This window comes from Nitrospirota bacterium (genome assembly GCA_023229435.1).
In the GTDB taxonomy this organism is placed as follows: Bacteria; Nitrospirota; UBA9217; order UBA9217; family UBA9217; genus JALNZF01.
Genome location: JALNZF010000004.1, coordinates 126,009 through 152,782, shown reverse-complemented (window position 1 = coordinate 152,782; position 26,774 = coordinate 126,009). Strand labels below are relative to the sequence as shown.

At 51.5% G+C, this 26,774-nt stretch carries 28 protein-coding genes and 2 tRNA genes; 11 read left to right on the top strand and 19 right to left on the bottom strand.

Going from position 1 to position 26,774, the window contains the following annotated elements:
- From M0R70_04850 to M0R70_04830, 5 genes are all read left to right on the top strand, one after another.
- Nucleotides 1–657, top strand: a complete 657-nt coding sequence (locus M0R70_04850) for a CdaR family protein (protein MCK9418693.1) — start codon at nt 1–3, stop codon at nt 655–657.
- Entirely contained in the window at nt 654–2,003 is a 1,350-nt protein-coding gene (gene glmM, locus M0R70_04845; protein MCK9418692.1) for a phosphoglucosamine mutase, read from the top strand. The genes M0R70_04850 and glmM overlap by 4 nt, the downstream gene beginning before the upstream one ends.
- A 238-nt stretch (nt 2,004–2,241) precedes the next feature.
- The gene (locus tag M0R70_04840) at nt 2,242–2,775 is read left to right on the top strand and encodes an LEA type 2 family protein (protein MCK9418691.1); all 534 of its coding nucleotides are present in this window, start codon (nt 2,242–2,244) and stop codon (nt 2,773–2,775) included.
- A gap of 221 nt (nt 2,776–2,996) precedes the next feature.
- Entirely contained in the window at nt 2,997–3,146 is a 150-nt protein-coding gene (locus M0R70_04835) for a hypothetical protein (GenBank protein MCK9418690.1), read from the top strand.
- Between the two features lie 143 nt (nt 3,147–3,289).
- The gene (locus M0R70_04830) at nt 3,290–5,836 is read left to right on the top strand and encodes a DNA internalization-related competence protein ComEC/Rec2 (protein ID MCK9418689.1); all 2,547 of its coding nucleotides are present in this window, start codon (nt 3,290–3,292) and stop codon (nt 5,834–5,836) included.
- On the opposite strand, the gene M0R70_04825 is transcribed toward M0R70_04830, so the two are convergent.
- Nucleotides 5,817–6,725: a selenium metabolism-associated LysR family transcriptional regulator gene (locus M0R70_04825; protein MCK9418688.1), complete on the bottom strand. Its 909-nt coding sequence runs from the start codon at nt 6,723–6,725 to the stop codon at nt 5,817–5,819. The genes M0R70_04830 and M0R70_04825 overlap by 20 nt on opposite strands.
- A gap of 235 nt (nt 6,726–6,960) precedes the next feature.
- Between M0R70_04825 and M0R70_04820 the strand changes: the two genes are divergently transcribed.
- From M0R70_04820 to M0R70_04810, 3 genes are all read left to right on the top strand, one after another.
- The gene (locus M0R70_04820) at nt 6,961–7,134 is read left to right on the top strand and encodes a hypothetical protein (GenBank protein MCK9418687.1); all 174 of its coding nucleotides are present in this window, start codon (nt 6,961–6,963) and stop codon (nt 7,132–7,134) included.
- A 268-nt stretch (nt 7,135–7,402) separates the two neighbouring features.
- Nucleotides 7,403–8,020, top strand: a complete 618-nt coding sequence (locus M0R70_04815; GenBank protein ID MCK9418686.1) for a DUF47 family protein — start codon at nt 7,403–7,405, stop codon at nt 8,018–8,020.
- Entirely contained in the window at nt 8,013–9,002 is a 990-nt protein-coding gene (locus tag M0R70_04810; protein ID MCK9418685.1) for an inorganic phosphate transporter, read from the top strand. The genes M0R70_04815 and M0R70_04810 overlap by 8 nt, the downstream gene beginning before the upstream one ends.
- A 226-nt stretch (nt 9,003–9,228) precedes the next feature.
- Here M0R70_04810 and M0R70_04805 read toward each other — a convergent pair whose 3' ends face one another.
- The 8 genes from M0R70_04805 to M0R70_04770 all read right to left on the bottom strand — a co-directional run bounded on the left by M0R70_04805 (nt 9,229) and on the right by M0R70_04770 (nt 14,933).
- Entirely contained in the window at nt 9,229–9,864 is a 636-nt protein-coding gene (locus M0R70_04805; protein MCK9418684.1) for a PHP domain-containing protein, read from the bottom strand.
- Between the two features lie 186 nt (nt 9,865–10,050).
- Nucleotides 10,051–10,740, bottom strand: a complete 690-nt coding sequence (locus M0R70_04800) for a cation transporter (protein MCK9418683.1) — start codon at nt 10,738–10,740, stop codon at nt 10,051–10,053.
- A 387-nt stretch (nt 10,741–11,127) separates the two neighbouring features.
- Nucleotides 11,128–11,952 (bottom strand): YihY/virulence factor BrkB family protein, encoded by an 825-nt coding sequence (locus M0R70_04795; GenBank protein MCK9418682.1) that lies wholly within the window; start codon nt 11,950–11,952, stop codon nt 11,128–11,130.
- A gap of 262 nt (nt 11,953–12,214) precedes the next feature.
- Nucleotides 12,215–12,634, bottom strand: coding sequence for a DsbA family protein (locus tag M0R70_04790; protein MCK9418681.1), 420 nt, complete (start codon nt 12,632–12,634; stop codon nt 12,215–12,217).
- Between the two features lie 69 nt (nt 12,635–12,703).
- The gene (locus tag M0R70_04785) at nt 12,704–12,991 is read right to left on the bottom strand and encodes a hypothetical protein (protein MCK9418680.1); all 288 of its coding nucleotides are present in this window, start codon (nt 12,989–12,991) and stop codon (nt 12,704–12,706) included.
- 243 nt (nt 12,992–13,234) lie between these two features.
- On the bottom strand, nt 13,235–13,519 hold the full coding sequence (locus M0R70_04780) for a helix-turn-helix domain-containing protein (protein MCK9418679.1): 285 nt from the start codon (nt 13,517–13,519) through the stop codon (nt 13,235–13,237).
- On the bottom strand, nt 13,488–13,895 hold the full coding sequence (locus tag M0R70_04775) for a type II toxin-antitoxin system RelE/ParE family toxin (GenBank protein MCK9418678.1): 408 nt from the start codon (nt 13,893–13,895) through the stop codon (nt 13,488–13,490). Before M0R70_04775 ends, M0R70_04780 begins: the two co-directional genes overlap by 32 nt.
- Before the next feature lie 123 nt (nt 13,896–14,018).
- On the bottom strand, nt 14,019–14,933 hold the full coding sequence (locus tag M0R70_04770) for a hypothetical protein (GenBank protein MCK9418677.1): 915 nt from the start codon (nt 14,931–14,933) through the stop codon (nt 14,019–14,021).
- 137 nt (nt 14,934–15,070) lie between these two features.
- On the opposite strand from M0R70_04770, the gene M0R70_04765 reads away from it, so the two are divergent.
- From M0R70_04765 to M0R70_04755, 3 genes are all read left to right on the top strand, one after another.
- Nucleotides 15,071–15,343: a hypothetical protein gene (locus tag M0R70_04765; GenBank protein MCK9418676.1), complete on the top strand. Its 273-nt coding sequence runs from the start codon at nt 15,071–15,073 to the stop codon at nt 15,341–15,343.
- Nucleotides 15,344–15,848: 505 nt separating this feature from the next.
- Nucleotides 15,849–16,280 carry a hypothetical protein gene (locus M0R70_04760; protein ID MCK9418675.1) on the top strand — a complete coding sequence of 144 codons (432 nt, stop codon included), beginning with the start codon at nt 15,849–15,851 and terminating at the stop codon, nt 16,278–16,280.
- Entirely contained in the window at nt 16,280–16,741 is a 462-nt protein-coding gene (locus M0R70_04755; protein MCK9418674.1) for a hypothetical protein, read from the top strand. Before M0R70_04760 ends, M0R70_04755 begins: the two co-directional genes overlap by 1 nt.
- A 901-nt stretch (nt 16,742–17,642) precedes the next feature.
- Here M0R70_04755 and M0R70_04750 read toward each other — a convergent pair.
- From M0R70_04750 to serA, 10 genes are all read right to left on the bottom strand, one after another.
- Complete coding sequence (locus tag M0R70_04750) at nt 17,643–18,410, bottom strand: hypothetical protein (protein MCK9418673.1); 768 nt, start codon at nt 18,408–18,410, stop codon at nt 17,643–17,645.
- A gap of 176 nt (nt 18,411–18,586) precedes the next feature.
- Nucleotides 18,587–19,936 carry a radical SAM protein gene (locus M0R70_04745; GenBank protein ID MCK9418672.1) on the bottom strand — a complete coding sequence of 450 codons (1,350 nt, stop codon included), beginning with the start codon at nt 19,934–19,936 and terminating at the stop codon, nt 18,587–18,589.
- Between the two features lie 32 nt (nt 19,937–19,968).
- Nucleotides 19,969–21,294, bottom strand: coding sequence for a WD40 repeat domain-containing protein (locus M0R70_04740; protein ID MCK9418671.1), 1,326 nt, complete (start codon nt 21,292–21,294; stop codon nt 19,969–19,971).
- A 496-nt stretch (nt 21,295–21,790) separates the two neighbouring features.
- Nucleotides 21,791–22,090 (bottom strand): hypothetical protein, encoded by a 300-nt coding sequence (locus M0R70_04735; GenBank protein ID MCK9418670.1) that lies wholly within the window; start codon nt 22,088–22,090, stop codon nt 21,791–21,793.
- Between the two features lie 261 nt (nt 22,091–22,351).
- On the bottom strand, nt 22,352–22,747 hold the full coding sequence (locus M0R70_04730; protein ID MCK9418669.1) for a type II toxin-antitoxin system VapC family toxin: 396 nt from the start codon (nt 22,745–22,747) through the stop codon (nt 22,352–22,354).
- Entirely contained in the window at nt 22,744–22,986 is a 243-nt protein-coding gene (locus tag M0R70_04725; protein ID MCK9418668.1) for a DUF104 domain-containing protein, read from the bottom strand. Before M0R70_04725 ends, M0R70_04730 begins: the two co-directional genes overlap by 4 nt.
- 247 nt (nt 22,987–23,233) lie before the next feature.
- Nucleotides 23,234–23,311, bottom strand: a tRNA-Glu gene (locus M0R70_04720).
- 108 nt (nt 23,312–23,419) lie between these two features.
- Nucleotides 23,420–23,495: transfer RNA gene (locus tag M0R70_04715), tRNA-Lys, on the bottom strand.
- A 212-nt stretch (nt 23,496–23,707) separates the two neighbouring features.
- The gene (locus tag M0R70_04710) at nt 23,708–25,015 is read right to left on the bottom strand and encodes an adenylosuccinate synthase (protein ID MCK9418667.1); all 1,308 of its coding nucleotides are present in this window, start codon (nt 25,013–25,015) and stop codon (nt 23,708–23,710) included.
- 97 nt (nt 25,016–25,112) lie between these two features.
- Nucleotides 25,113–26,690, bottom strand: a complete 1,578-nt coding sequence (gene serA, locus M0R70_04705) for a phosphoglycerate dehydrogenase (protein ID MCK9418666.1) — start codon at nt 26,688–26,690, stop codon at nt 25,113–25,115.
- Between the last annotated feature and the right edge of the window lie 84 nt (nt 26,691–26,774).

Below are 26,774 nucleotides of genomic sequence, written 5' to 3'. Positions count from 1 at the left end.
ATGAATATCCAAACCATTCTGTTCGATAATTGGGGCATCAAGCTGGTATCACTCGGGCTCTCGCTCACGCTCTGGTTCTATGTGACCTCAAAGGGTAAAACCGAGATGACGATCACGGTGCCGCTCGAACTGCGGAATATTCCCCAGGACATGGCAGTGGTCGGCAATGTCGCGGGGTCCCTGGAAGTACGCATTCAGGGTCAGGAACGTATTCTCAGAGACACCACGGTCGCGGAAAAAATGGTCGGTGTCATCGATCTGTCCATGACAAAGGTCGGTGAAAATACCGTGCACATCTCTCCTGACGATATCAAGCGTCCGGCGGAAGTAACCGTGACGCATATGTCGCTGTCTGAGATCACGGTGAAGCTCGAGCCGCTGGTCCGGAAGATATTTCGATTGAAACCAATCCTGCACGGAGCTCCCGCAGCCGGACACCGCATCGTGAAGATCATCGTCACGCCGTCGAAGATCACGGTCGAAGGGCCGGAGAGCCTGATGACGGCATTGAGCCGGCTCCAGACCATGCCGATCGACATCAACGATGCAAAAGAGACCATGACCGTGGAGCCCAAGATCGACTACCAGGGCCAACCGGTAAAGCTCCTTGAAAAGAACATCATGGTACAGATAATCATTGAGAGGGTGAACAGATGAGAAAGCTTTTCGGGACTGACGGCGTGCGGGGCGTGGCAAACCAGGACCCCATGACCTCGGAGATGGCGATGCGCATCGGCAGGGCGGCGGCGCACGTGTTCCGCGATTCGGCCCGCAGGCATCGCATCGTGATCGGCAAGGATACGAGGCTCTCGGGCTACATGATCGAGAGCGGCCTTACCGCCGGGCTGTGCTCCATGGGCATGGACGTGCTGCTGGTCGGCCCCGTGCCGACGCCGGGCATCGCGTTCCTTACGCGCAGCCTCAGGGCGGACGCCGGCGTCGTGGTCTCGGCGTCGCACAATCCCTATGAGGACAACGGCATTAAGTTCTTCGGCAGGGACGGGTTCAAACTCCCGGACGAGGTCGAGAAGAAGATGGAGGATCTGATCTTCTCCGGCGCCATAGACTCCGTCCGTCCCACAGCCAGCGAGATCGGCAAGGCCTTCCGGATCGACGACGCCATCGGCAGATACAACGAGTTCGTGAAATCGTCCATCCCGCGCGGCATGGACCTCTCAGGCCTGCGCGTGGTCGTGGACTCCGCCAACGGCGCGGCATACAAGATCGGGCCGCGCATCCTGATGGAACTCGGCGCCGATGTCATCTCGCTCTACGACCAGCCAAGCGGCACGAATATAAACGAAGGCTGCGGCTCGCTCCACCCCGAGATCATCAGCCGCGCTGTTGTCGCGAACAAGGCGCAGATCGGGATCGCCTTTGACGGCGACGCGGACCGGGTGATCCTGTGCGATGAGAACGGCGTTCTGGTGGACGGCGACGCGGTCATGGCCATCTGCGCGCTCCAGATGATGAAACACGGCAGGCTCAAGCACAACACGCTCGTGGCCACGGTCATGAGCAATCTCGGATTGGAACTGGCGATGCAGCAGGCGGGAGGCAAGCTCGTGCGGGCCGCCGTCGGCGACCGGTATGTCATGGAAAAAATGGCCGAGGGGGGCTTTAACCTCGGAGGAGAACAGTCGGGGCACATCATCTTCCTGGACCACAATACCACGGGCGACGGGATCATCTCCGCGCTCCAGATCCTCACGATCATGAAGCAGACCGATAAACCGCTGTCGGAACTGGCGACCTGCATGAAGACCTATCCCCAGATACTCGTGAACGTGAAAGTAAAGGAGCGGAGAGATCTCGATTCGATCCCCGAGATCGCGAAGCGGATGTCCGAGATCGAGAAGAAGCTTGATGGCACTGGCCGCCTGCTCGTGCGCTACTCCGGCACCGAACCCAAGGTGCGCGTGATGATCGAGGGCGAGGACCAGAACGAGATCAAGGCACTTGCCGGGGACCTTGCGGGGCTTATCGAAAAGAAGCTGGGATAAAGAACGTAAACCGGAGGCATCCGGCACCGAACGTTTTTATCAACTCTCTTTTAAAAGACCATCATTCACCGCATATTTTAGAGAACCATATCCCCGATAAGAGATCTCGGGGATGACTGATAAAACAATTCGAAGATATTGTCATTCCCGAAGGTTTAAAAGCTTGCCCCAGCATGACTTAAGCCGGGGGGAATCTGGTTTGAGAGAATTCACAAAATATTGTGCCGGGTTCCGTCAAGTGCATACCTCACACAGCATAATTCGCGTGGTCATCCTGGCGCTCATCCTTGCCCTGCCGGGATGCGCATACACAAAACTGATGACCACCCGGTTCGAGAACCCAACCTTCACCTATACGGGATTCGCAGTGGTCGAGTCCTCGCAAGGCAGGGTGATCGTGATCTTCCTGTTCTCCGCGCATAACCCGAATGAAGCAGGATTGAAGAACGTAACCTGCTCGTTTGAGCTATTTGTGGAAGGGACTAAGTTTATGACGGGTAATGATGTTCCCCTGGCGCTTGACCCGAACGGTGACACCGAGATCAAGGTCCCTGCAACGATCGCGTATGCGGACCTTTACCCCGTTCTGGGGTCTGTCCTGCGGCGGATTTTATCAGGCCAGAAAACAATACCCATCACGGTCGACGCCGTCTTTTCCGGTAAACCCGCGCTGTATAACGAAGCGGGAGAAGAAACGCCGGTTTTCTTCGAGAGAAGATTGATCAAAACCGTCGACATTCCCTTGCAACAAGAGAGAAGGAACAAGGAATAGTAAAGAAGGCCGAACCAGAAGGGCGTCTCTCGCAGAGCACACCCCCGACTAATTCATTCGAGGGCAGGCTCCGGACACAGAGTTAAATCAGGACCTTTAAGTCTTGGTTTTAATCCAGAACATTTTATATTTTCTCTGCGTCTCCGCGTCTCGGCGGTGATATTAAAATCGCTTGCAATCAGCTCTCTTTTCAGATAAATTTATCGTCAGAGGAGAATACCATGAAGATAGATATTGAGAAGGAAGAAGACGGGCGCTGGATTGCCGAAGTTTCCGATCTCCCCGGCGTCTTAGCGTATGGAACGACACGTGACGATGCCATCGCCAAGGTTGAGGCGCTTGCGCTGCGAGTGATTGCGGAGATGGCCTGACTGCGTATTTGCCTTTCACGAGGGTGTAGAAGTCGGTCCCCGCATGTTTGCTCGTATTGCAAAGAAAACGGGCCTCAGTCCGAACGATCTATAGAATCAGCGAGTCATGAATATCCAATCGGCTGCTGACCTTCGCACTTCCTATGCAAAAACCCATCATCCCCCTCACTCTGGCATACATCACCGGCCTCCTGCTCGGGCACGGGTTCCTCTACTTTCCCTATTCGATCGGCTGCCTGCTCATTGTCGGCATCCTGATATCAGGCATCCTTATCTGGCTGGATAAACTGAACCTCCGCCGTACCGTGCTTATCATGCTCCCCTGCTTTATCGGTATGACTGCATATCTGTACTCAGCGGCATGGTTTCCCTCTGATCATTACACCCGCCACATTAAGCCTGATAAAGAGAACCGCGAGGTCATCGGTAAGATCACATCACCGCTTGATCGCGACCCGGACAGGACCGGCTTCGTCGTGGATGTTCAGGATATCGACGGAACACGCGTTTCGGGAAAGGTCCGTGTCAGCGTGCGCGAAGAAGTCTCATCAGTTGGATATGGAGATGTCATACGCGTCACCGGCAAACTGTATGAGCCGGGGGGATACAATAATCCCGGAGGTTTTGACTACCCTGCATACCTTGCCCGGAGCAACATCTATTACATTGTCAACGTAAAGAGCGCGGATGCGATCGATATCCTCAGCCGAGGCTCCGGTATCTTTCGGAAAATCCAGGACTGGCGGGAACGGATACGCCAGGCCTTTCTGGAGTCCACCACGGGCGACGGCTCGGCCATTCTTCAGGCCATGGTTCTCGGGGAGGAAGGCCGGCTCACCGACGAGCTGCGAGACCGGTTCATGGCAGCCGGCGTCACGCATATTATCTCCATTTCCGGCTCTCACCTTGGCATGGTAGCGGTCCTTTGCTTCGCCCTGATCAGGGGACTGCTGTTCATGATGCCGGAACGGTTCTATCACCGTTTGACCCTGTACACGGACCCGAAAATTATCGCGGCATGGCTCACCCTCCCGCTCGTGGTCTTCTATACGCTGCTTGCGGGAGGGCAGATGGCGACCGTCCGATCGCTCATCATGATCTCCGCGGGACTCTTCGCGATCATCCTTGACCGCGAGAATGCGCTCATGCACGCACTCGCTCTTGCCGCGCTCTTCATTCTCATCGCAAGCCCGCAGGCGATCTTCGACATCTCGTTCCAGCTTTCGTTCATCGCGGTCCTGGTCATCGGATACGTCGTCTCGCTCTGGAATGAGCTGCAGTTCAAGGCAGAGACCCGTTACCGGAAGATCAGGAACAGCGCCCTGCTCCTCATCATCATATCCCTTTCCACAAGTCTCGCGACCGGACCGCTTGTCGCGTTCTACTTCAACCAGATTTCCTTCGCCGGCATCGTCTCGAACCTCATCATTGTTCCCTTCGCGGGCATGGTGGTCGTTCCGCTCGGACTGCTTTCAGGGATTGTCTCTCTCTTCACCCACCACCTGCCGCTGGGTTGGCTGAACCAGCTCGTATCGGATCTCTTCATCAGCGCGGTCTCATTTTTTCCCCGTCTCCCCTTCGCTGAATTTCATCCCCCGGCGCCCTCACTTTTATGGCTGATGCTTTATGCCGTTTTTCTTATCTCGCTGTTCATGCACACCCGGGCGCGTCTGCTCTTCCAGTTCAAGCCGTTCGAATCATCATCACGGGTCTCAAGGCTGCCGGTCATCGGCATGGCTTTCGCGGGCGTATGTTTGCTTCTTTTGTTTGTCCTTTCCTTCATACCCGAAAAACGCATGCTGGTCAGCTTTCCCGACGTGGGCCAGGGAGACTGCGCGCTCATCGAGCTCCCCGGCGGACAGACCATCCTGATCGATGGCGGCGGCACCCGTGACAACCGCTTTTCTATCGGGCGGCGCGTCCTTGCCCCCTGGCTCTGGAACAAGGGTATCCGCAGGCTGGACCTCGTGGTCCTGTCTCACCCCCATCCGGACCATATGAACGGGCTTATCGCGATCTTGAATAAATTCGAGGTCACTACGGTATGGGAAAGCGGACTGGATGCGGGCCTGCCGGGATACGGTGAGCTCCGCGCAGTGATGCAGGACAGAAAGATACGACCTCGCCTTGTGTCCGCTGACGATCCACCGGCGATGCTCGGCAAAACGATGGTCTCCGTGCTCCATCCGCGCAGGGGATTCGACCCCCATGACCGGCAGGCATATGCCGCGGAGAACAATCGCTCGCTTGTCGTGCAGATCAAGTCTGAGGACGGGACCCTCTTGTTCACCGGTGATATTGGGATCGAAGCGGAACAAGACATCCTGAAAAATATGCGGGGAATAAAAACCGACCTTATCAAGGTCCCGCACCATGGAAGCAAAAGCTCGAGCAGCGAAGACTTTCTATCACAAACGAGTCCCGAAATAGCGGTCGTGACCGTTGGCAGGGGGAACCCGTATCGTCATCCCTCCGATGAGGTCGTTGCACGGTATGAGAAGATCGGGGCCCGGATCTGCAGGACGGATATTGACGGCGCAGTGACAATCGGGGTGAATAAGGGGAAGTACGCCATACAGCGATGGAATGGTCTGATACTGCAGCGGATCGCGCTCTCCAACTGCGCGGCCTGGGGCGAACAGGAACAGGTAAACTGGAGCAGACTCCGGATCAGGGCAACGGAGCTTTGATGGGGTAGACCTTCAGGAAACCCAGAAATTCCTTGGCCGTGTGGGTGCAATAATTGCGTTTGGGTGAGATGATGCTGAAGTTCCGGTGGAACTTGACGTCCTTAAAGGTCATGGCCCTCAGGATTCCGTGTTTGATCGCCTGGCGTGCGGCCCAGGCCGAAACGATCGAGACACCGACGCCTTCCTCCACGGCACTCTTGATCGATTCGGTGCTGCCGAGCACAAGCGATATCTTGAGGTCGGCCAGCTTGATACCGTGATCTTCAAGGTGCTTCAGGATGATCTGGCGGGTGCCCGACCCCTCTTCACGCATGATGAGAGGCTCCTTGATCAAGTCCATGGCCGATATATTGCGGCGCTCGGCCCAGGGATGCGCCGGAGACACGATCAGCACCAGTTCGTCCGAGAGCAGGATATCGACGGCAAAGCGTTGTTTGCTCACATCCCCTTCCACCAGGGCAATATCGATCTCGCCGGCATTCAGTTTCTCGGTGATGGTCTTGGTGTTGCTCACCAGAAGCGAGATGTTGACCCGGGGGACCTTTTTCTTGAATGCTGAAATGATCGTGGGAAGGAGGTAATTGCCGATGGTCGAGCTGGCGCCGATGGAGAGGGATCCCTTGATCGATCCGGTGATCTCACTGATGTTCTTCTGCGCCTCGGCATAGAGCGCGAGAATCTCTTTTGCCCGTTTATACAGGATTTCCCCGGCCGGTGTCAGGTTAATGGAGTTACCGGACCGATCGAACAGACGGGTCTCGTAGAGTTCCTCCATGGCCTGCACCTGAAGGCTCACCGCGGGCTGGGTAAGGTGAATGAGCTCCGATGCCTTGGAAAAGCTTTTCGTATCTGCGACCGCGCAGAACACTCTTAGTTTATGATCTTCCATAGTAAGTTAATACAATCAAAGAAGTATTTGTGAGGATCGGCATGAAAACAATCATACCTCTTTTATTCCATGTCTATTTATAATTCAAAGCTCTGTTCTTGTCAAGGTGTTTGTCATGAGCATTCCGCGATTTGGCGGCATCGTACGTTGAAAAAGTGTAAAATTTACTTGACATTTCCCTGTTTACAGTTAAAATGCACGGGTTTCGTACTATTAAACTGGAGGTGAATGTATCATGGCAGAAATGAGTAAAACCGCTAAAGCGGCTACAAAAAAAGCAATTGTGAACCTAAACGTGCCCCAGTGTTGCGCCAAGCCCATGCAGGCGGCAAAAATGATGTCCACGAGCGGCAAGGTCCGCGGCATGATGTGGTTCTGCGATAAATGTTTTAAAGAAAAGGCCCTCTAAGCCGGTTCTTCAGTTATCGTTTCTTTGCAAGGCGGTGAGCATTTCACCGCCTTTTTTTATTTTCGCACATTATATATATGCATCTCAAGGCGGCGATGCACCCGCCGGCAGACTGTCAGAATATCCCTCCCCCGCGAAAATGCGAGTTATCAGTTGCAAAAAATACCCGATTATGATAAGTTAGCTCCGCAAAACCGGCTTTGCATCACTCAAACAACTGCATGCTTTTCCTTTCACCCTATCTCAAAAGGAGCGTTACGAAAAACCTATGGCACTCTTCCCTAAAACAATAGACTTCTTTGTGCAATTCGACCGGGCGCTCGAGAACCTTTCGAAAGCGGCAAATGTGCTTGTCGACATGTTGAACAATTTTGACACCTTCGAGAAAAAAGCAAAGGCGATGTACGAATTTGAGCAGGAAGGCGACATGCTCACCCACGACATCATGAAGGACCTGAACAAGACCTTCCTCACCCCCATCGACCGTGAGGACATCCATGCGCTCGCATCCCGGATCGACGACGTCCTCGACCTGATCTGGGCGGCCGTGGACAGGATGGTGGTATACAAGATCGAGAAACCAACACCCGAGGTGATCTCCATTGCCGAGGACCTGCAGATGACGGCGGACGTTCTGATCAAGGCCCTCCGGGAACTCCGGGCGAAGCAATATTCCCGCGTCCAGGAACACTGCATCGAGGTCAACCGGCTCGAAAACCGGATCGACCGCAAGTATCGCGACGCGCTCGGCAAACTCGTGAACAGTGATAACGACCCGGTGTTCATTATCAAATGGAAGGACATCTACCAGATTCTGGAAGACGCCTCGGACCGCGCGGAAGATATCGCCAATATTCTTGAAACCATAGTGCTCAAATATGCCTGATGTGCTGATCCTCATCATCGTCCTTGCCGTGCTCTTCGATGTAGCGAACGGCTGGCACGACTGCGCGAACGCCATCGCCACCGTGGTATCAACGAAGGTCCTTTCACCCATGTCGGCGGTGATCCTTGCGGCGACCATGAACATCGCCGGCGCCTTTCTCACCACCGCCGTGGCCAAGACCATCGGCTCGGGCATTGTGGATCCCATAGCGATCACGAACGCGGTCCTGATCTCGGCGCTGCTTTCCGCCATCCTCTGGAACCTCATCACGATCCTCATGGGCCTGCCGGTCAGCTCTTCACACGCGCTCGTCGGCGGGCTCATCGGAGCAGCCGTGTCTCATGGCGGCGCAACGCTTCTGAATATCGGCGGTATTATGAAGATCCTCCTGTCGCTCCTCATCTCCCCCGTGTTCGGCATCGTTTGTGGATATCTGTTCATGAAAATGATCCTGCATTTCTTCGGTCAGCTCTCACCCGGAGTCATCGGCAGGTATTTCGGCAGGCTCCAGATCGTCTCCTCGTCCTTTATGGCCTTCGGACACGGCTCCAACGACGCACAGAAGTCCATGGGCATCATCACCATGGCGCTCCTGGCCTCGGGCAAGATCCAGACACTCGAGGTGCCGACCTGGGTCGTCTTCACCTGCGCTGTTGCCATGGGATTCGGCACCCTCTTCGGCGGATGGAAGATCATCAAGACCCTTGGCCATAACATGCTGAAGCTTGAACCCATTCACGGCTTCGCCGCCGAGACCTCATCGGCCGGCATCATCATGGCGGCAAGCTTTTTCGGTCTTCCCGTAAGCACCACCCACGTAGTCTCAACCGCGATCCTCGGTGTAGGCGCGACCAAGCGGCTCTCGGCGGTCCGCTGGGGGATTGCCGGTAAGATAGTGATGGCATGGGTGCTTACCCTTCCGCTGTGCATTGCCATGGCGTGGATCATCCAAACACTTCTGACGTATTACCATATCGTTTAGCTTGTTTCCCGCACGGTTCTTCCCTCAAAGCCCGTCAAGTCACTCAATGATCAAATGCTTCCAACATGGGTGGAATAAACCGGCTTCGTTGACGTTGATCGGGGCTGATTGAATATTGCCGGGTTGTCCGTGTTGGGATTCGTGACAGTGTCGGAGATTTTTCTGATTCAGGCTGGCGATCAAGAAATCGCGGAATCTATTGGATACGACGGATGCCTGCAGGTGACTAAAAATTGTTAATCATCAATCTGGATATTTTTCGGGAATCAACTCCCCGGTACTTCCCCGCCTTCAACGCTTCGACTAAATTCTCACCGGTCACCACATCATCAAACTCGGTAAAGCACGAGCCGACCTCCCAGGGAATATGAGCGTCCGAGCCGCCGGTAAAGGGAAGTTTCAGCGCCGCAGCCGCCTTGATCGCCTTCACGTTAAACGCGTGCATATTGCAGCCGTTGTATCCTTCGAGCGCGCAGATGCCCGGTATATTTCGCACCAGATCGCCGATGCTGTTTACCGAACGATAGGGGTGAGAAGGGATCGCCACGCCGCCTGCCTGATGAATAACCCGTACGACCTCGTTAACCGACGAGTATTTTATCGACAGCGGGTCCGTATCGACGCCGAAAATGAGGCAATGCCCCTCTGCTGTTGAGAACTCCACTCCCCGAAAGATCACGATGCTGCTCTTGTACTTTTCCTTCAGGACCTCGACGAACTCCGACGCTCCGTAGTAATAGTGCTCCGTAAAAGCGATGCCGTGGAGGCCAAGTTCAATGGCACGAAGGATCGCTTCCTCAGGGTCGGCATCGTTGTCGCCGCTGTATTTTGTATGGACGTGAAGATCGATCTTGAATTTCATAGTGCGGCCTCCTGCCGCAACCAACCGGTACGTCATCCCCGAATGGTCGTATCGGGGATCCGGTGTTTATATAAATAACCATATTCCCGATAGAGTCGCTCGGGAATGACAGATCGCGAGGAATGTTCGCATTTTCCCTTCATGCAAACATTCGCGCGAATAGGCCACGTGCCACGGACAAATACCTTAATCGTTGCCCTTACCTTCATTCTTGCAACTCCCTCCGCAGGTGCACGCAAAGCTCCCGGTCCTTGCCTTCTCGAAAGCCTCTTTCCCTTCCCGGAAGCAGAGGCCGCCGATTACCAGCGCACCGATCGAATCGAGCCCGCCGATATTCGTGAGTTTGTATCCTGCGCTCGCAACAAGCAACACCACCGAAAGCTGCAAACATGCCCTCGTGCAGGCGGCATCGGCCAGAATGGCCTGCGAGCTCAGTTTTGTCCCGACTGCCACCTTGGCGCGGATGAGCGCCCACATGGAGACTATGGATACAAGCGAGATGACGATACCCCAGAACGCGCTCTCCGGCTTGTGCCCGCGAACGAGGTCACCGATGGCCGTAATCACCAGTCCCAGGGTGAGGACGTAGAAAGCCGTGCCCGTGATCCTGAGCGCCCTTTGCTCGAATCGGTCAAGATGTTCCCCGCCGTTCTGCCTGACCCTGCGGATCATGTGCCAGATGCCGATACCCGATACCACCTCCACGAAAGAATCGAGCCCGAATCCGAAGAGTGACATACTCTCGTCTTCCAGGCCAAAGTAGATCGAGATCAATCCCTCAGCAAGGTTGTAGAAGATCGTGATAAGCGCCAGTGTTGACGCCCAGACATAAAGCTTGTTCTTGTTCGGAACAAAACCCAGGGAACGTGTTGCCATGGCGTAGTGTACCATTTTTACGTGACGGGAGAAAGTAGAATCGTGGTGGTTTCATGGAATGAACACTATTGGTGAAGACAGGCCGGATCACCGGCGAGTGAGAACAGTATCGAACCCTCATATCGGAAAGGCGTGCCTGTCGATCGCGTCAAAGCCGAAGTTGAAATATTCAAATACATCTATCGCGAATGATCGTCTTGCCGAATCATAGTCTTGAAAATCAAACCCATATGCCATCAAAGCACCTCACCAACGGATTCCGTGACCGGCAAACAATTTTTTGTTTTGCGGGTATGAAGGAGATGGTATCCGCGTCTCATCCTTCAATCGTTCGACGGTGCGCACGACGAAGAACGGAGTATCTTTCCGACCCCTGCTCCCCCTTCATCAGTTTCCTGATGAGGACCGTTGCATCCCGCCCAGGTTCGCGGCGATCTCCGCGCCTGCAAGGAACACAACACACGAGAAATAGGTCCAGATGATCACAACGAACAGCGACTTGAAAGAACCGAACGCGAACCCGTATCCCGGATTGTACAGGAGAAAGAGGTGAAAGACCGGCCGCATGGCGTACCAGAAGAGAGACGCCGCGACGGCGCCGACCACGAGGTGGATGATGCGGCGGCCATCCGAAAACACCCGATACAGCAGAAAGACCGCCGTGGTGATGAGCAGAAAGGGAAGCGCGCGCTCCACATATCCCAGGAGATGCAGATGGCTCTTTTGTTCGATCACGGCAAGGACAATTTCAGCCACCGCGATCGCGGTCAGTCCCGTCAGGAAGATAATGCCGATGGTGATATCGAGCAGTTTCTTCACGAGAAACGTACGGATCTGTTTTTTCCGGAACACAATCCCCAGTGACTTTCGCATGTCACCCACGAGCGATGTCATTCTCCAGAGCAGCACCAGCATATTCAGCAGTCCGATCGCGCCCCGGTGCGATGCGATAGACTGCACTTCGAGCAAAATATCCTGGCTGTAGGCGGGAATTAACTGGAGCAGCAGTTCCTGCGTCCTGGCCATGGCCTCGCTGGACGAACCGATCACAGCGCCCAGAAGAAGGGTGAGTAATAAAAGCACGGGGATAAGCGCGAGGGTCGCAGAAAAGGCAAGTGACGACGCTGCGGACAGATCGTTGTTGTTCCGGAAGGTTGAGAAGGCCTCGGCTATAACGGCCTGCACGTTTTTCAATAGCTCCAATACCATCATCGACGGGGTCCCCTGACGAACCAAACTCTCACGCGTCGGGCAGTTACCTGTTGCGCTCGATTGCAGGTCATTATAGATGGTTGTCCGGAAAATATCAAGGCGTGTATCAGATTTTACGGGTGTCTGATTGAAAACGGTTGTTGAAAATGTCTAGAAGGAGGATTACACCACGGAAGTTGTTTTCGTGCAGCGATTTCACGAGGAAGTGCCTGATGCTGAAAAAGGTTGAGAGCGGGGACATGCCCCGCTCTCATTCCCTCTTTTATTTTCCCTTCGAAAGCAATTCATCGATCGCGGTCTTAAAATTGGTAAACGGTCCCGCTCCCACTATTTTCTTTGTCGCCTTTACCTTGCCGTCAGCCTGGATATAGCCAAGAAGAAACGCCGGTGTACCCGTAAGCCCGGCCTTCGATTGACCTTCAGCCATGCGCTTTTTGATATCATCAACGTACTTCCCTCCATCAAAACACGCTTTGAACGCGGCCATATCCAACCCCAACTCCTCGGCTAATTTCACGATATTGTCCTTCTCCAAATAGGTCGGATTATTGGTCGGGTTGTCAAACATTTTGTGGCTCAATTCCCAGAACTTACCCTGGTCTCCGGCGCATAAGCCCGCCTCCGAAGCCTTCATTGCATTTTTATGCATATCCAGGGGGAAATCCATAAACACGTGCTTCAGCTTTCCGGTGTCAACATATTCCTTATATATCTGCGGCTCCGTCTCACGGACGTGTCTTCCACAGAATGGTCATTGATAATCTGTATATTCGAGCAATGCGAGCTTTGCGTTCTTATCCCCCCTCATGGGTGCGCCCTTGATGTTGATCATTGCTTCTTTGAATTCACCGCCGCCACCCCCGCCAGCCGGCGCCTGTTTAATACCCTGAACGAGTTTCTTGAGCTCTTGAATATCCTGCTTGAGCGACTGGATCTCCTTTGTCAGGATCTGGTATTCCAAATTCGCCTGTGCAAATACCGGTTGAACGCCGAGAAAAAGCGTCATGCTCAGAACCAAACAGCCTAGATATTTCTTCATTACTCTTTCCTCCCTTTCTTATTGATAGATACATCACTGAATTCAGAATGCAGCAGAACTATACCATATCACTATCACCTTGTCAAAAAAAAACGAGGACTGTTCATGCCACGGTTTTCCCGCCAGACCCATAGAGCCAAATCATTGCACCATCCCGTTTATCACGTTTACTCACAACCTGCGAGCGCCTTGCTTGCCGTAGTATCAAGATATATTTCTTCTCCCTGTCGTTACTGAAAATGTTTACGAGGACGCCTTTTTATTACATCCATCGGGTAATGAAAGGCCAAGTGCGATAGAAAGCTTTTTGACTTCATCGAACGAGCATCGGTCTGCGGATTCCAGCAGCGCCAGATGTTCCGGATCAACACCCGCCTTCCGTGCCGCCGCTTCATTCGAAAGCCCCTGTTCTGCGATCGCAGTAATGATCTGCACCGTCTTCGGGCAAATCGTGCATTGGTCCTGGTAGCGTTTGAGGAACTCAGGGTCGGCGCACTTATCCCTGAGATATCTCCTGAAGGTCTTCATGACGGTATTTCTCCAGATCGTTGCGGCCCACACGGCCCAGGAACATCTCGCGGTATCGCCGCGTTTCCTGAATGTATGCAACAGGGACTTTGCTCGAATTTTTCCGGAGCGCGCGGTACACAATGATATAGGTCTCGAAACAGAAAAAATAGAGCAATCGCATGGGGTCGCCGGAGAGGCTGACCCGTAATTCGTGGATGCCGTCTTCCAGGAGGTCCGCATAGGGCCGGGGCAGTGTGGGACCCATCTCCTCCAGCAGTTCGAGGAAGTGCAGAACCTTTACCTGATGCTCGGAACTGCATGAATCAAGAAACTCCGAGACCGGGCAGGGCTTCATAAAGGGATCGCAAAAAAGAACGCTCCATTTTTTGGTCATGAGGACCCCTCTCCTCCCTTGCCGCACAGATCCCTGAGCGCACCGGAACAATTGAGTCGTTTCACTGCACTTGGTATCCAAACCCGGACTTGTTATCCTGTTGAGCCATCGGCACCCAGCTGACTATTTCTTCTCTTTGTCCCTGGACACCACTTCCGTCAGCGCGTCCTTGATCGCTCCCGGCGCGCTCATGATGGACATGAAGCTGTTGTTGCCCATCATGCTGAGGTCCGGGAAACTGATGGCAATGCGGAACCGGGCGAAGAGATGGTACACCTTGTTCCCCGACACCAGTATCTCATACGGAAGGTGGGCCGTCGACTTGACATCGCCGAAGTCGATGTAGTCCATGATGTATTTGTCCGCGCCTTTTCCCTTGGACATGGCGACGCCGTAGACCGCCTCTTCCTTGCCCGGTATGTCAACGCAGTACACCCTGGTCACTCCCGCCTTGCCCGCAGCGAGGCCGGCTTCGACCGCGCTCTTGGCCTCATGATAGGTCTTATACTCAGCCAGTTCGTGCTTGCCGAGGCTGTCGAACTTCTCCATGCCGAAGGTGTAGTTGTATTTCCGCAGTTGTTTTTCCGTAAGCCCCTTCTCTGAACCGAATTCCCTTTGCTTGCCCAGGGCCGCCTCCAGCTTTGCCTTCACGTCCTCCAGGTTCCCCTTCATCCGATAGGCCGCCGCCCAATAAGGAGGATTGGTAAAGGACACCTGGACCTTGTCCTTCACTTGGGTGACTGCCACGCGCTCGATAGCCCCGTATCCGCCGAAATCGCTTTTTGACGCGTTGGCCTTCAAGGAGTCGCTGGTCACAATGATCACCGTGGCATTGGGATAGGGGGAGTAGGTGCCGACCACTTCGAATCCCTGTGCCAGCAAGGCCGTCTTGGCATCAACAACCACCTGTGCCGGGTCAGCCTTCTGGGGTTCCGCGCCGAGGACGAAAGGCTTCAGCCCCTCTGCCTGTGCCAGGGATATGTTCATGATGAGTGCCGCACTTACCGCCGCCAAACCGATTACCGTACGCAGTTTCATAGTTTCCTCCTTTTTATGGTGGACCCCTCCGGGTCAGGTTCGAAATGTCATGATATCATAGCGGATCCGTCCCGTCACTCGCATGGACGGATGTATCGCTCGTGTCTGTATGGGTTTAAAATAGTACAGAGTCCAGTGTGAAACTTAAAAAATCGGCAACAGATGCAGAAAGTCGTAACTGCTCATGCACCGAATATCATGAGAATATCACAGAACGGAGTGAAATGAAAGATTATCTATGGTTTTGTTCATGGAGGGCGTTTTTCTCTGTGGCGTGGGAAACCATATGCAGTAAGGCGCAGTCAAAAGAAAAGGAACTGCCCCGCAGCAGCGGGATAACTCCTGAATTTGATTGGCGTCCCCAGCGGGATTTGAACCCGCGTTATCGCCGTGAAAGTCAAAAAATCTGAAAACACCAGACCGTTGATGTTGTTCGGGTTTCCCGTTTTGCTTTACAAATTGGCGCGTTATCGGCATTCCAAAAATTATATCCATTACGATAATTGTGTCCATTTCGGAAAATTTTAGCACATTTTTATCACAGTCAAACTGCACTTGATCCTTAATGATTAACATCGCATCGAGGTGTATCCTCTTCTCCGCTTGACAATGAATATGAATAATAATAGACTCCATCATGAAGTCCGTAGGAGTTGCACAATTCGGAAATTGCATAGTTCATATTGAAATTTTAAAAAAATTTCAGGCTAATTTGTCACGAGTCGAGAAGTGACCCCAATGACCTCTTTAGTTCGGTGCATGGTAGGGTAGAATTTTTTTACTATAAATCGCTGGATTTTGCTATTCTCGCACCGTGGCAAGTTCGGCATAGTAAAGCGGGACAATCCTACAGAAAAGGATGTTCTTATCATCATCTCATCTAAGACAACAACCTTATTCCCAAAGGGAGGATCGATGAGTCAACAAAACGGCAGGAAATGGAAGAATCTGATTACCTTCGTTGCGATTGTATGCGTCACCGGGTGCGCCCCAAGCGCATACCTAACCGTCAGCTCGGTGCCCAACCCCGTGCTTCTGGCAGGCCCGAGTCATATCGAAACGTACCGCAATGACGTTGATGTGGAAGTGCTATATTCGCATACGGAAACATGGACCGACTACGGTTATGGCGTATCTGCTCAGCAAACGACAACTAGAATAGAAGGCCCAAACAAGGCTTCTGCTGCGGTTTTCAGAGCCACGCAGGGGAACGATGCGTTGGATGTGCATGTTTCCGGAATGCAAGTCGGTGCTTGGGTTTCTGGCCTTCCTTTCTTTGTGGGTGTCTTAGAAAACTGGATAAATATTAAAGGCGGTGTTGCAGAAACAGGAAAGGATAAGAAATAATGAAAACGCTAATAATTATGATGGCGTCTGTTATTGGACTTATTCTGTTGACCGGATGTACCGGTGCCCGTAACATGGTGAAGGCTGACGGTGCCCGATACGATATTTCCCTGTCGCGTGCAATACGCGACAATAGCGGGCAAGTGATACCCTCAGAAAGACTCGAAACCGTAGGAACATTCCGTCAAACGGCTTACGGCTGGGGAATATTCTGGTCCTTTGTGCCGTTCAATACCATTGACATCTCCAACAGTGTCAACTCGCAGGTTGAAAAAGCAGGCGGCATCGCGATTACTAACCTTGCAGTCGATGTTAATAGCGGCCTTTTGAATTATATCCCAATATTAAATTGGCTGCCTATCTGGCCGGGTTATAATGTTGTAGATTTCACCGGCGATATTGTAAAAATTAAAGCTGATGCCGGAGCTTCACCAGTACAATCCGATGCACCCATAAATTAACCTTCTCGCAGCAAGCTGCGTGGTATCTATAAAGAGGAAGACTATTATCGTTTAAGCAACCTGCGGTTTCTTAAGCTCTTCCCTCTATAATGTGACCCTGTAGCAATCTACAGGAAATTGAATGTTAAAAGGGAATAATAATGAGTCGGCTATTGTTGCCCGTATGTCTCTTAGTGGTGGTCGCATGCGCCCCTTCTTTACCACTTCCGGCATTGACTCCGCCGCAGAGGGGGGGTTCTGTAGAGAGGACTTCTGAGAAAAGAAGCGAATGGCTGCACAGAAACTGTGAAGCAAAAGGAATCAGCATGGTGCGTGGCAAGGACGACCAGTGGTGCGACTATAACGCCCGCTGTGCGGCCGAAAAAGCCGGCGCTAACGTGGCAAGCATTATTTATCGGTATCAGGATGATATTAATAGAATCGTTACGTGGGATTTGATGATGTTTCTATGCAAATGAAAGGACTGCGGTGCGGCGTCGCCGGATTCGGCACCAGGGGGTGCGGGGTCAGCACTTGACAGGGTGTTGAAAAACTAGGACCTCGCAGTAACGCATCCGTTCCGAGCAAACATCCTTGTGTACTTGAACAACACCTATGCGATAAATATTGCTGAACAACTTTCGATAGAGTGAAAGATCGGAGATTGCACTGAGATGGCCCCGGTCTTTGGCCCTTGCCTGGACAGATAACAAGTAGACCATCCTCTTGATGTTCTGTGTCGAGGTCGTCATCAACACTTGTTCCATCCTGCCTAACGTCATAAGGCTGACCGGCGGTTTTTGGGCCGGTCCAGCCGCTGGTTGACAACTTCGCTTTTTCACGATTATTGTTTAAAAAAGGGGGCAATGGAGAACCCCTTTGACCTTTTTTTGACTCTTTCGACTAAACGCAATTGCCGATCTTACTTTGAGCGTCCGGCAGTCTTTTCCTTAATAAGTTCCTTGGGATCAAAACCCGGGCTTTCATTCCAGTATGAATTAATCAATATTCCAACAAATTTGGAAATATTTTCCGTTGCCGCTCGAAGATCTCCGCTGTTATTAAAACCGCTTTTTACTATTTTCCCGATTACTTTATCATCGGCGGCGTCAACGAGTAACAATTCCGTTGTTACATCAACATTAATCTGACCGGTGTTCTGACTCGCTTCAGCATTTAGAGAAGCAGCCTGCAAGTAGTCTCCACGTATCTGGGCATTTATGATTTTACCTTGCTTAAACCCAGTCATGCCTGTTACATGTTTCACTTGATACTCTGTTACGGCTCCTTTAATTATAAGCCCATCTTTTGTGTCTTCCCTTGTGCTACGAGATACTTCCTTGAAAATTATTGTTAGACTTGACGACATGGCAAGAGCTTGAGATATAGTTTCCGAAACATCGCTTATATATCCTAAAGGCTCCCCTTTAGTCCAGTCTTCAATATCAATTATGGTCAACTTTGAGTAGTTGGAGAACCTCACGTCTGGATCCAACCACACGGATGACCAACCATAGTATTTGTTAGTATAAGCCTGTCCATCGACCAGTCCTTCGTAGTCGCCCATATATCCCTTTTTTGGACTTTTCCAATATTTGAATTGCTGTCCCTTTACGGTAATGGTATTTCCGGCGCAGCCAGCGCCTAAAATCGAAAAAGTTAAAATGCACGATAAAATCAATCTATTCATAATTTACTCCTTTCTTATGTTTATATTCTTTTTTCGGGTTAAACGCCTTTCTTGCCTTTAGCTACCGCGAAGCGGTTTAGTTCAACGCTCAGGCTAAGCTGTGGGTACTCAGGAATTACGCCGGGTGAGCCGTCAGCTTCAGCCTTTAGTTAGCCAGCTATCAACGAATTAAGCGTTTATGATCCGAGATTAACTCTCCCCACACCTTCCAATATCTTTATAATCCCATCCAACGTTAATGTCTGGTTTATTTTGCATCGATTGGGATTATTTATTGACATAAGATCCATTCCATCTGAGGCTTTTGCGAGACAATCACCTGCACAGTGGTATTTGCAGAAACAGTTTTCACAATGGGGGATATTATTTATGGTGCGCTTTCTCAAATAAGCCAATTTATTTTCGTAAAATATAAATTCCTTCTCTTCATTATCGTATTTCCCATAGAAAAATACCTCTGAGCGCAAATCATCTTTTGAACAGACTTCATAGCAGGAAGTCACATCACCTTGAGGAGTCACACAAAAACTGTCACCGGAGGCCTTACAGAAAATTGTAGATATAGTATTGATGCGAGCACCTGAATAATAAATAGATATTCCTAACTTCTCTGCAACCTTTTGAGCTTTTCTATATCCTGCAATAAACTCATCAGGTGAAGGAGCCTCTATTCCTGTGTAAAGACATCTTCCACAAGCAAAGGTTGGCTCAAAATGGATATTTTTAGTTTTGCACATAATTCCAAAGAACTCAACGTACTTATCCAAATTAGCCACACTCCTGGCTGTAACAGTAGCTCTAACACCATAAGAGAAGTTCCTATCATTCATCCTCTTGACTGTGTCAATTACTTTTTTATAACTCCCCTTGCCATTAGCTAATGGCCTATGATAATTCTGTATGTCCTCGGTTCCATCAAGAGATAGATTCAAACCGGTAAAATTATCCATAATCCAGTCAAGTCTTTTCGCTGAAATAACGCCATTTGATGCAATACTAAAATTAATTTTTAGGCCCGTTGCCAATGATCTGCTTTTTGTGTATTCAACGCACTTGACCAGTGTCTGCCAAGCAAGGGTTGGTTCGCCTCCTCCATGGAAACCGACACCAATCACTTTTTGATTTTTTGATAATGCATTTTTGATGATTAGGTCAATTGCGGATTTGGCCATCTTAAGAGGAATAGTTGAATTTTCTTTTTCACCGCCGGAGGCATAGCAGTAAATACATCTCAAATTACATTTTCCAGTAAGAAAAAGGGTTACATTTGTGGGAGCAAATGTTTCTTCTGTCCGAGCAGGTAATTTGTCGATTGCTCCGTCAATCAGTCCTAATTCACGAAAAGTTGTCAAGAGCTCTTTTTCTTCCTTGTTTAAAAAGTGCCCATTATTTTCTAAATTAATCTTATATAAAAGATTGACAGCCATGGGTGAAACCATGAAAGCTGTTTGTTTGAGTGGGGCGTAGACAATATACTTATCCTTGTAAGGGATCGAGAATATTTCAGTTGATAAATAATAAGTCATGGTCTTTCATATCCGTACACAGCTTGACATGTTCAAACTGAATGACAAGTACATATCTGGGAGTCACACGTACAAACGGTAACTGTATTGCAGGTACAGACAGTGTCACAGGTACAGAATAGACCTAACAGACCTGCAGTACTGCCGCTATTGATATCGGACGTGTTCACAGTATCTCCAGAAAGAGATGGATCAACCATAGCATAAAGAGAAGCCCCCGACACAGCATCCCAGATAACTACGTTTCCATCCCACCCCTCAAAAAGCATGAACCCCCCTGAAACAATCTTGCTCCCATCAGGACTGAATGCTACTGTTCGGACATCACCCATGTCCCCTGTCAGTGTCAAAAGAAGGCTGCCATTTGTGGCATTCCAAACCATTATAGTATTATCTTGACTGCCAGAAACAATCCTGCTGGCATCATGACTATACGCTACAGAATAGACAACATCAGTATGACCTGATAGTGTCAGGAGAAGACTACCAGTTGTAGCATCAAAGATCTTTATAGTGTCATCTCCACTGCCCGAAACAATCCTGCTTCCATCGGGACTGAATGCTACTGATGCGCTAGAACCTGTTAGTGTCAGGAGAAGACTGCCAGTTGTGGCATTCCATATTTTTAAAGTGCCATCAAGACTGCCCGAAACAATCCTGCTTCCGTCGGGACTGAATGCTACCGACATGACAACAGCAGTATGACCTGTTATTGTCAGGAGAAGATTGCCAGTTGTGGCATTCCAGACTTTTACAGAGTTATCAAGACTGCCCGAAACAATCACGCTTCCATCGGGACTGAATGCTACCGACATGACAACATCAGTATGACCTGTTAGTATCCGAAGAAGATTACCAGTTGTGGCATTCCAGACCTTTATAGTTTTATCTCCACTGCCCGAAACAATCCTGCTTCCATCGGGGCTGAATGCAATTGAGGTGATATATCCAGAATTAGCTATTCGTGTCAGGAGAAGACTACCCGTTGTGGCATCCCAAATTTTTATAGTGTCATCTGCACTGCCCGAAACAATCCTGCTCCCATCAGGACTGAATGCAGTTGAATAGACAAGACTTGCATGTGAAGGATGATACCTCCTTTCGCCTGTAATATTTGTCTCATACTGGAACTGGATATGGTCGCTGCCGCTACCGCTGCCTCCACCGCTGCATCCGCCCAACGTCTGACTTAGCCCAAGTGCTGCAATTAAAGCGCCTCCTGCTTTAATAAATTCTCTTCGATTAAGGGCTTTGCCATTTTTGACGTTGGCAATTGCAAAAATATCTAGGCCTTCATCATTAAACTTTTTTATCTTTACATATTTTAGGCGATGGTTAGGTTTCTTTGACTCAGACATGGTTAGTCCTCCTCTGTTAAGTATGATATGGTTCCCTCCGAAAGGAGGGACGCCCATGAACATGGAGCAACTGACGGAAGTGAAGTGACAGTTGATGGGTTTCGTGGAGCATTTTAGGCATGTGATTGGGCGTTCGGATAGCCCCCCCTTGATAACAGCGGATTTACGATGTTATCTATTTTAGTAATGAACATGTCACACAATTCACAGTATTTTTGTCGAATATATACCTGATTTAATTTAATGTCAACGTCATCAAATAGGTACTTTTAGGGTAGAATTCAACGAATTCATAATGAATTTTTATGAGATTCAATGAGTTACAGCCATACAACGCCTGGAAAATAGTTGTTTGCCATCAGAAATGTCATAAATTTAATATCTGAGGATGCAATAAAACCACGATTATCATTTGGGATTTTTGGTTTCCTTCATGCGAGCGTTGAGTATAGGTATGAGAGCCTCGGACGATTCCGGGGATCTCTTCGGCCTACGTTTAATTAATATTCCTCTGGCAGGAGGACCGTGAAGCCCTCATACTCCGAGAAGCAGAGCCAGAGCGTGACCGTAGCGGAACGGCGAGGGCGGTCTGGTAGACAACATCGAACGGCACAAGATGCTTCTCACCTGCCAGCTTGAACGCGGCCGCAGCCAGGAACAGCGTGTCCCACAGCCGGCCGCCGTAATCCTGCCAGCCAGAAAGCAGCTCCGGCACCTGCACGAGCGCATGAACACCCACAGTGATGCAGACCGGAAAGCGGAAACCCGCCTCTTTCGCCTCTGGCGTATCGCTCACATCGATCAGCTGACCGTCCGCGATAGCCTGCTCACGCGTGTACTAGGATTTCCGTCTTGGCAAGCTGACGATTGAAATCATTGATCCTTGAAAGTGCCTGTTCTCGTTCTCTGTCCAGTCTTGAAAGGAGGGCTTCTTCTTTTGCTATGGCCTGCAGAAGTGATTTTTTTTGGACATACATTCTCCGGATAAAACATCGAAGCGAATACGATGAGAATGTCTGGCGGGGAAAGTTACGAGGTTAATGATGCTGAGTGCAAATCAGGATAACGGCCATGTTTCAATACGCAGACCTTCGATGTGCTCAAAATGTCTCTTGTTGCCGGTAACCAGCACGGCCTTGTGCGCGATTGCCGTCGCGGCTATAAGAGCATCAACTTCTCCCGTGGGTTTGCCAATGCTTCGCAGTCTGCTTTTAATGGAGCCGAACGCTTCGGCGCATTCAAGATCAAAAGGGATGATTTGAACCACATCCAGAAGTCTGGTCAGCTTGTCAAGATTGCGCGAAGCATTTTGCGACGCCTTCGCGCCATAATTCAACTCAGCAACAACCAGGACGCTCAGCGCAATTTTGTCGATATTGTCTGCTATCCGCTCCGCTACCGACTTGTTGCCATTCAGAAACGCTATGACGATATTAGTATCCAGGAGAATCATGCAAAGCGAACCTCTCTGCCGTGATATTGATGCCGCTCATTCTCAATCTCCTCAAAGATCGGCGCGATAGTGGCGTCTTCAGACCACGCGCCGCAAAGCGACGATATGATCTTCCGTTTTTCAGCAGACTTCAATGCGGGTTCGATTTTGACGATAACCTTGGTGCCTTCAGGAATCTTGACCTTTTTGGGAAGGCGAATCATTCCCTTTACTATTTTGCTCGTTACCGTGAATACCATCGTATACTCCTTTCACAATATGTTTCATATGCCGAGTTCCCGAATGAGGCTTCAATACATGACCAGAAGGCAGCATTCTCTAACGGTACAGCCCGCACGGCCACAAGATCAATCATTGCGATAATCATACCATGATAGACATAGGAAAACAAGCAGGGCAAAAAGCTACGGGGAAATTATCACATTTTTAGCACAGTCAAAAGAAAAGGAGCTACCCCGCAGCAGCGGGGTAACTCCATGATTTGAATGGCGTCCCCAGGGGGATTCGAACCCCCGTTATCGCCGTGAAAGGGCGGTGTCCTGGGCCGGGCTAGACGATGGGGACATATGTGAGTTCGGAGTGTTGAGTTCGGAGTTCGGAGTGATCAGTTCTAGCTTGAATCGTTTTATTGAACTCCCAACTCAAAACTCACTACTCTTAACTGTCTTTAACTGGTGAGCCGGCTGGGACTCGAACCCAGGACACCCGCCTTAAAAGGGCGGTGCTCTACCAACTGAGCTACCGGCCCGCTCTCGCGGTATTCTTTAAAGCTGCGTATAATAACAAAGAACCATCATCATTGTCAACAACATTTACGGCTTCCGGAACATTCCAGATCACAAAAATCAAATCCCAAATTACAAATAATCACCAAATACCAAATCCCAATAACCAAACAGTTTGGAGCTTCACATTTGGTTATTGAAATTTATTTGTTGTTTGACGCTTGTTATGTGTGATTTATTTCCTCGCCGCCGTCTTCTTGAACGGCTGTTCCAGAATGATCGTCTCATCCCTGCGCGCTCCGGTCGAGATGATGGCCGGCTTGACCCCGCTGAGCTTGCAGAGCTTTTCCACATAGGAACGGGCCTTCTTCGGCAGGTCTTCGTATTTTGTTACACCGACGGTGGTCTTCCTCCACCCCGGCATGGTGATATACTGCGGCTCGCCTTTTTCGAGCACCACAAGCTCGGACGGCATCTCCTCGTAGAGTTTCCCCCGGTGCCGGTAGCCCACGCAGATCTTGATCTCGTCGAGGGTATCGAGCACGTCGAGCTTGGTGATGGCCGCACTCGTCATGCCGTTCACGCGCACGGAATGGCGGATAATGAGCGTGTCCGCCCAGCCGCACCGCCGCGCCCTGCCCGTCGTGGCGCCATACTCCCTGCCGCGGGCGCGAAGCAGTTCTCCCAACTCGTTCTCCTGCTCCGTGGGGAATGGTCCGCTGCCCACGCGGGTGGTATATGCCTTCACAATACCCATCACCTCGGTGATCGTATTTGGTCCGATGCCGAGGCCGGTGCAGGCGCCTCCCGCCGTGGGGCTCGATGAGGTCACAAAGGGGTAAGTCCCGTGGTCCACGTCGAGGTGCGTACCCTGCGCGCCCTCGGCAAGGACATTTTTATTCTTGCTGACCGCCTCGTTCAGGACAAGCGTGGTGTCGGCAATATATTTTTTCAGTTTCGCCGCATATCCCATGTACTCTTCATACACCCGGTCCTGGTTCACCAGCTCCGCGTTGTAAAAACGATCGAGCAGAAAGTTTGCCTCGCTCGCGTTGACCGCCAGCTTCTCGTGAAACATCTCCGGATCAAGAAGGTCTGCCATTCTGATGCCCTTGCGGTTTATCTTGTCCGCATACGCGGGACCGATCCCGCGGCCCGTGGTGCCGATCTTTTTGTTCCCCTTGAGCTTCTCGCTCGCGACATCGAGCGCCTTGTGGTACGGCATGATCAGGTGGGCGTTCTTGCTGATAAGCAGATTTGCATCGAACGTAATGCCCCGCTTTTTCAAGCCATCCATCTCTTCGAGAAGCGCCGCGGGATCGACCACCACGCCGTTTCCGATAATGCATTTTTTGCCCCGGTGCAGAATCCCGGAGGGGATCAGATGCAGGATGAACTCTTCCTTCCCGACCACCACCGTATGTCCCGCATTGTGGCCGCCCTGATAGCGTGCGACGATGTTCGCGCGCTCGGTCAGGAGGTCAATGATCTTTCCCTTGCCTTCATCGCCCCACTGGGCGCCGACAACGACTAAAACTGGCATCGCAACTCCTTTATTGGAAATAACAAATTGAAGAATGTTCTCCAAATTATCAATTTCCAATCTTCAATCTACAATTCGTTCCGGCGGGGCCGGAACGTCATATCCGTATCTGTTTCGCCGAGAGAACATTCGTCATCTGCCTGATCTTCGCCATGATCTCATCGGACACAGCGCTGTCGATGCTCACGATCGACATCGCCCTTCCACCCTGTTGTTCGCGGCCGAACTGCATGCGCGCGATATTGATCCCGTTCTGGCCGAGCAGCGTCCCGATGCCGCCGATAACGCCCGGTTTGTCGTTGTTCATGAGCACGAGCATGTCGCCCTCGGGCACGGTCTCCATGGGAAAGTTGTCCACCTGGATGATGCGCGGCTCTTTTTTACTGTTCAGCGTCCCGGCAACGGACATATCCTTGCCGCCCGCCTTGATCTTGATCGTGATAAGGCTCGTGTACTCGGTGATGTCGGTCGATTTGGACACCTTGATCTCGATTCCGCGGTCCTTGGCGATGAGCGGCGCATTCACGAAGTTGACGCTCTCATTCAGGATCGGTGTGAGCAGGCCTTTGAGTGCCGCGAGCGTGATGGGCTCCTGCTTGAGGTTTGACACCTCGCCGCTGTATTCCAGAGTAACCTGGGTGAGGCCTCCCTCGCAGAGCTGTGCCTGGAACAGGCCCATGCGCTCCGCCAGGTTGATATACGGGCTGAGTGTCGGGAGCTGATCCGCAGGCACTGACGGCACGTTCACGGCGTTCCGCACGGTCCCGGCAACGAGATAATCCACGATCTGCTCGGCAACGGCAATCGCAACGTTCTCCTGTGCCTCCAGGGTGGACGCGCCGAGATGCGGCGTGGCAATGAAGTTATCGAGCGTCAAGAGCGGGTGGTTTTCCGGCGGTTCCTTTTCGAACACGTCAAAGGCGGCCCCGCCGACCTTGCCGCTCTTGAGCGCTTCATAAAGATCCTGCTCGTTCACGATCCCGCCCCGGGCACAGTTGATGATGCGAACACCGTCTTTCATCTGGCTGATGGTGTTCTTGTTGATCAGGTTCGCCGTCTCCTTGGTCTTGGGCGTATGGACCGTAATGAAATCGGACCGTTTGTATATCGTCGGCAGGTCCGCCAGCTCGATACCCATGCTCTTCGCCTTCTCCTGCGAAATGAAAGGGTCGAAAGCGATGACCTTCATGCCGAGGCACGAGCACCGCGCGGCCACGACCCCGCCGATTGCGCCAAGACCGATGACACCGATGGTCTTGGCGTAAAGCTCCACACCCTCGAACTTCTTTTTCTCCCACTTGCCGGTCTTGAGTGAGGAACAGGCCTGGGGAAGCATGCGGGCGCAGGCGAAGATCATGCCGATGGTGTGCTCGGCCGTCGTGATCGTGTTCCCGCCCGGCGTGTTCATCACCGCCACGCCTTTCTTGGTGGCCGCAGGTATGTCCACGTTGTCCAGGCCGCTGCCCGCGCGGCCCACGACCTTGAGTTTCGCCGCCTTCTCAAGCAGCCCCGCAGTGACCCTGGTGGCCGAGCGAATGATGAGCGCGTCGTAGTCGCCGATGATCTTCTCTATCTCCTCGACCGAGGTTTTGCTCCGGGCGTCCACATCAAGCCCGGCCTTTTTTAAAATTTCCACACCGACGGGGGACAGATTGTCGCTGATCAGAACTTTCATACATTCCTCCAAATGATCGGCCAACCACAGAGAGCACAGAGGAAAGGACTTGAATTTCCTTATTGCCGTCTCTCCGTGTACTCT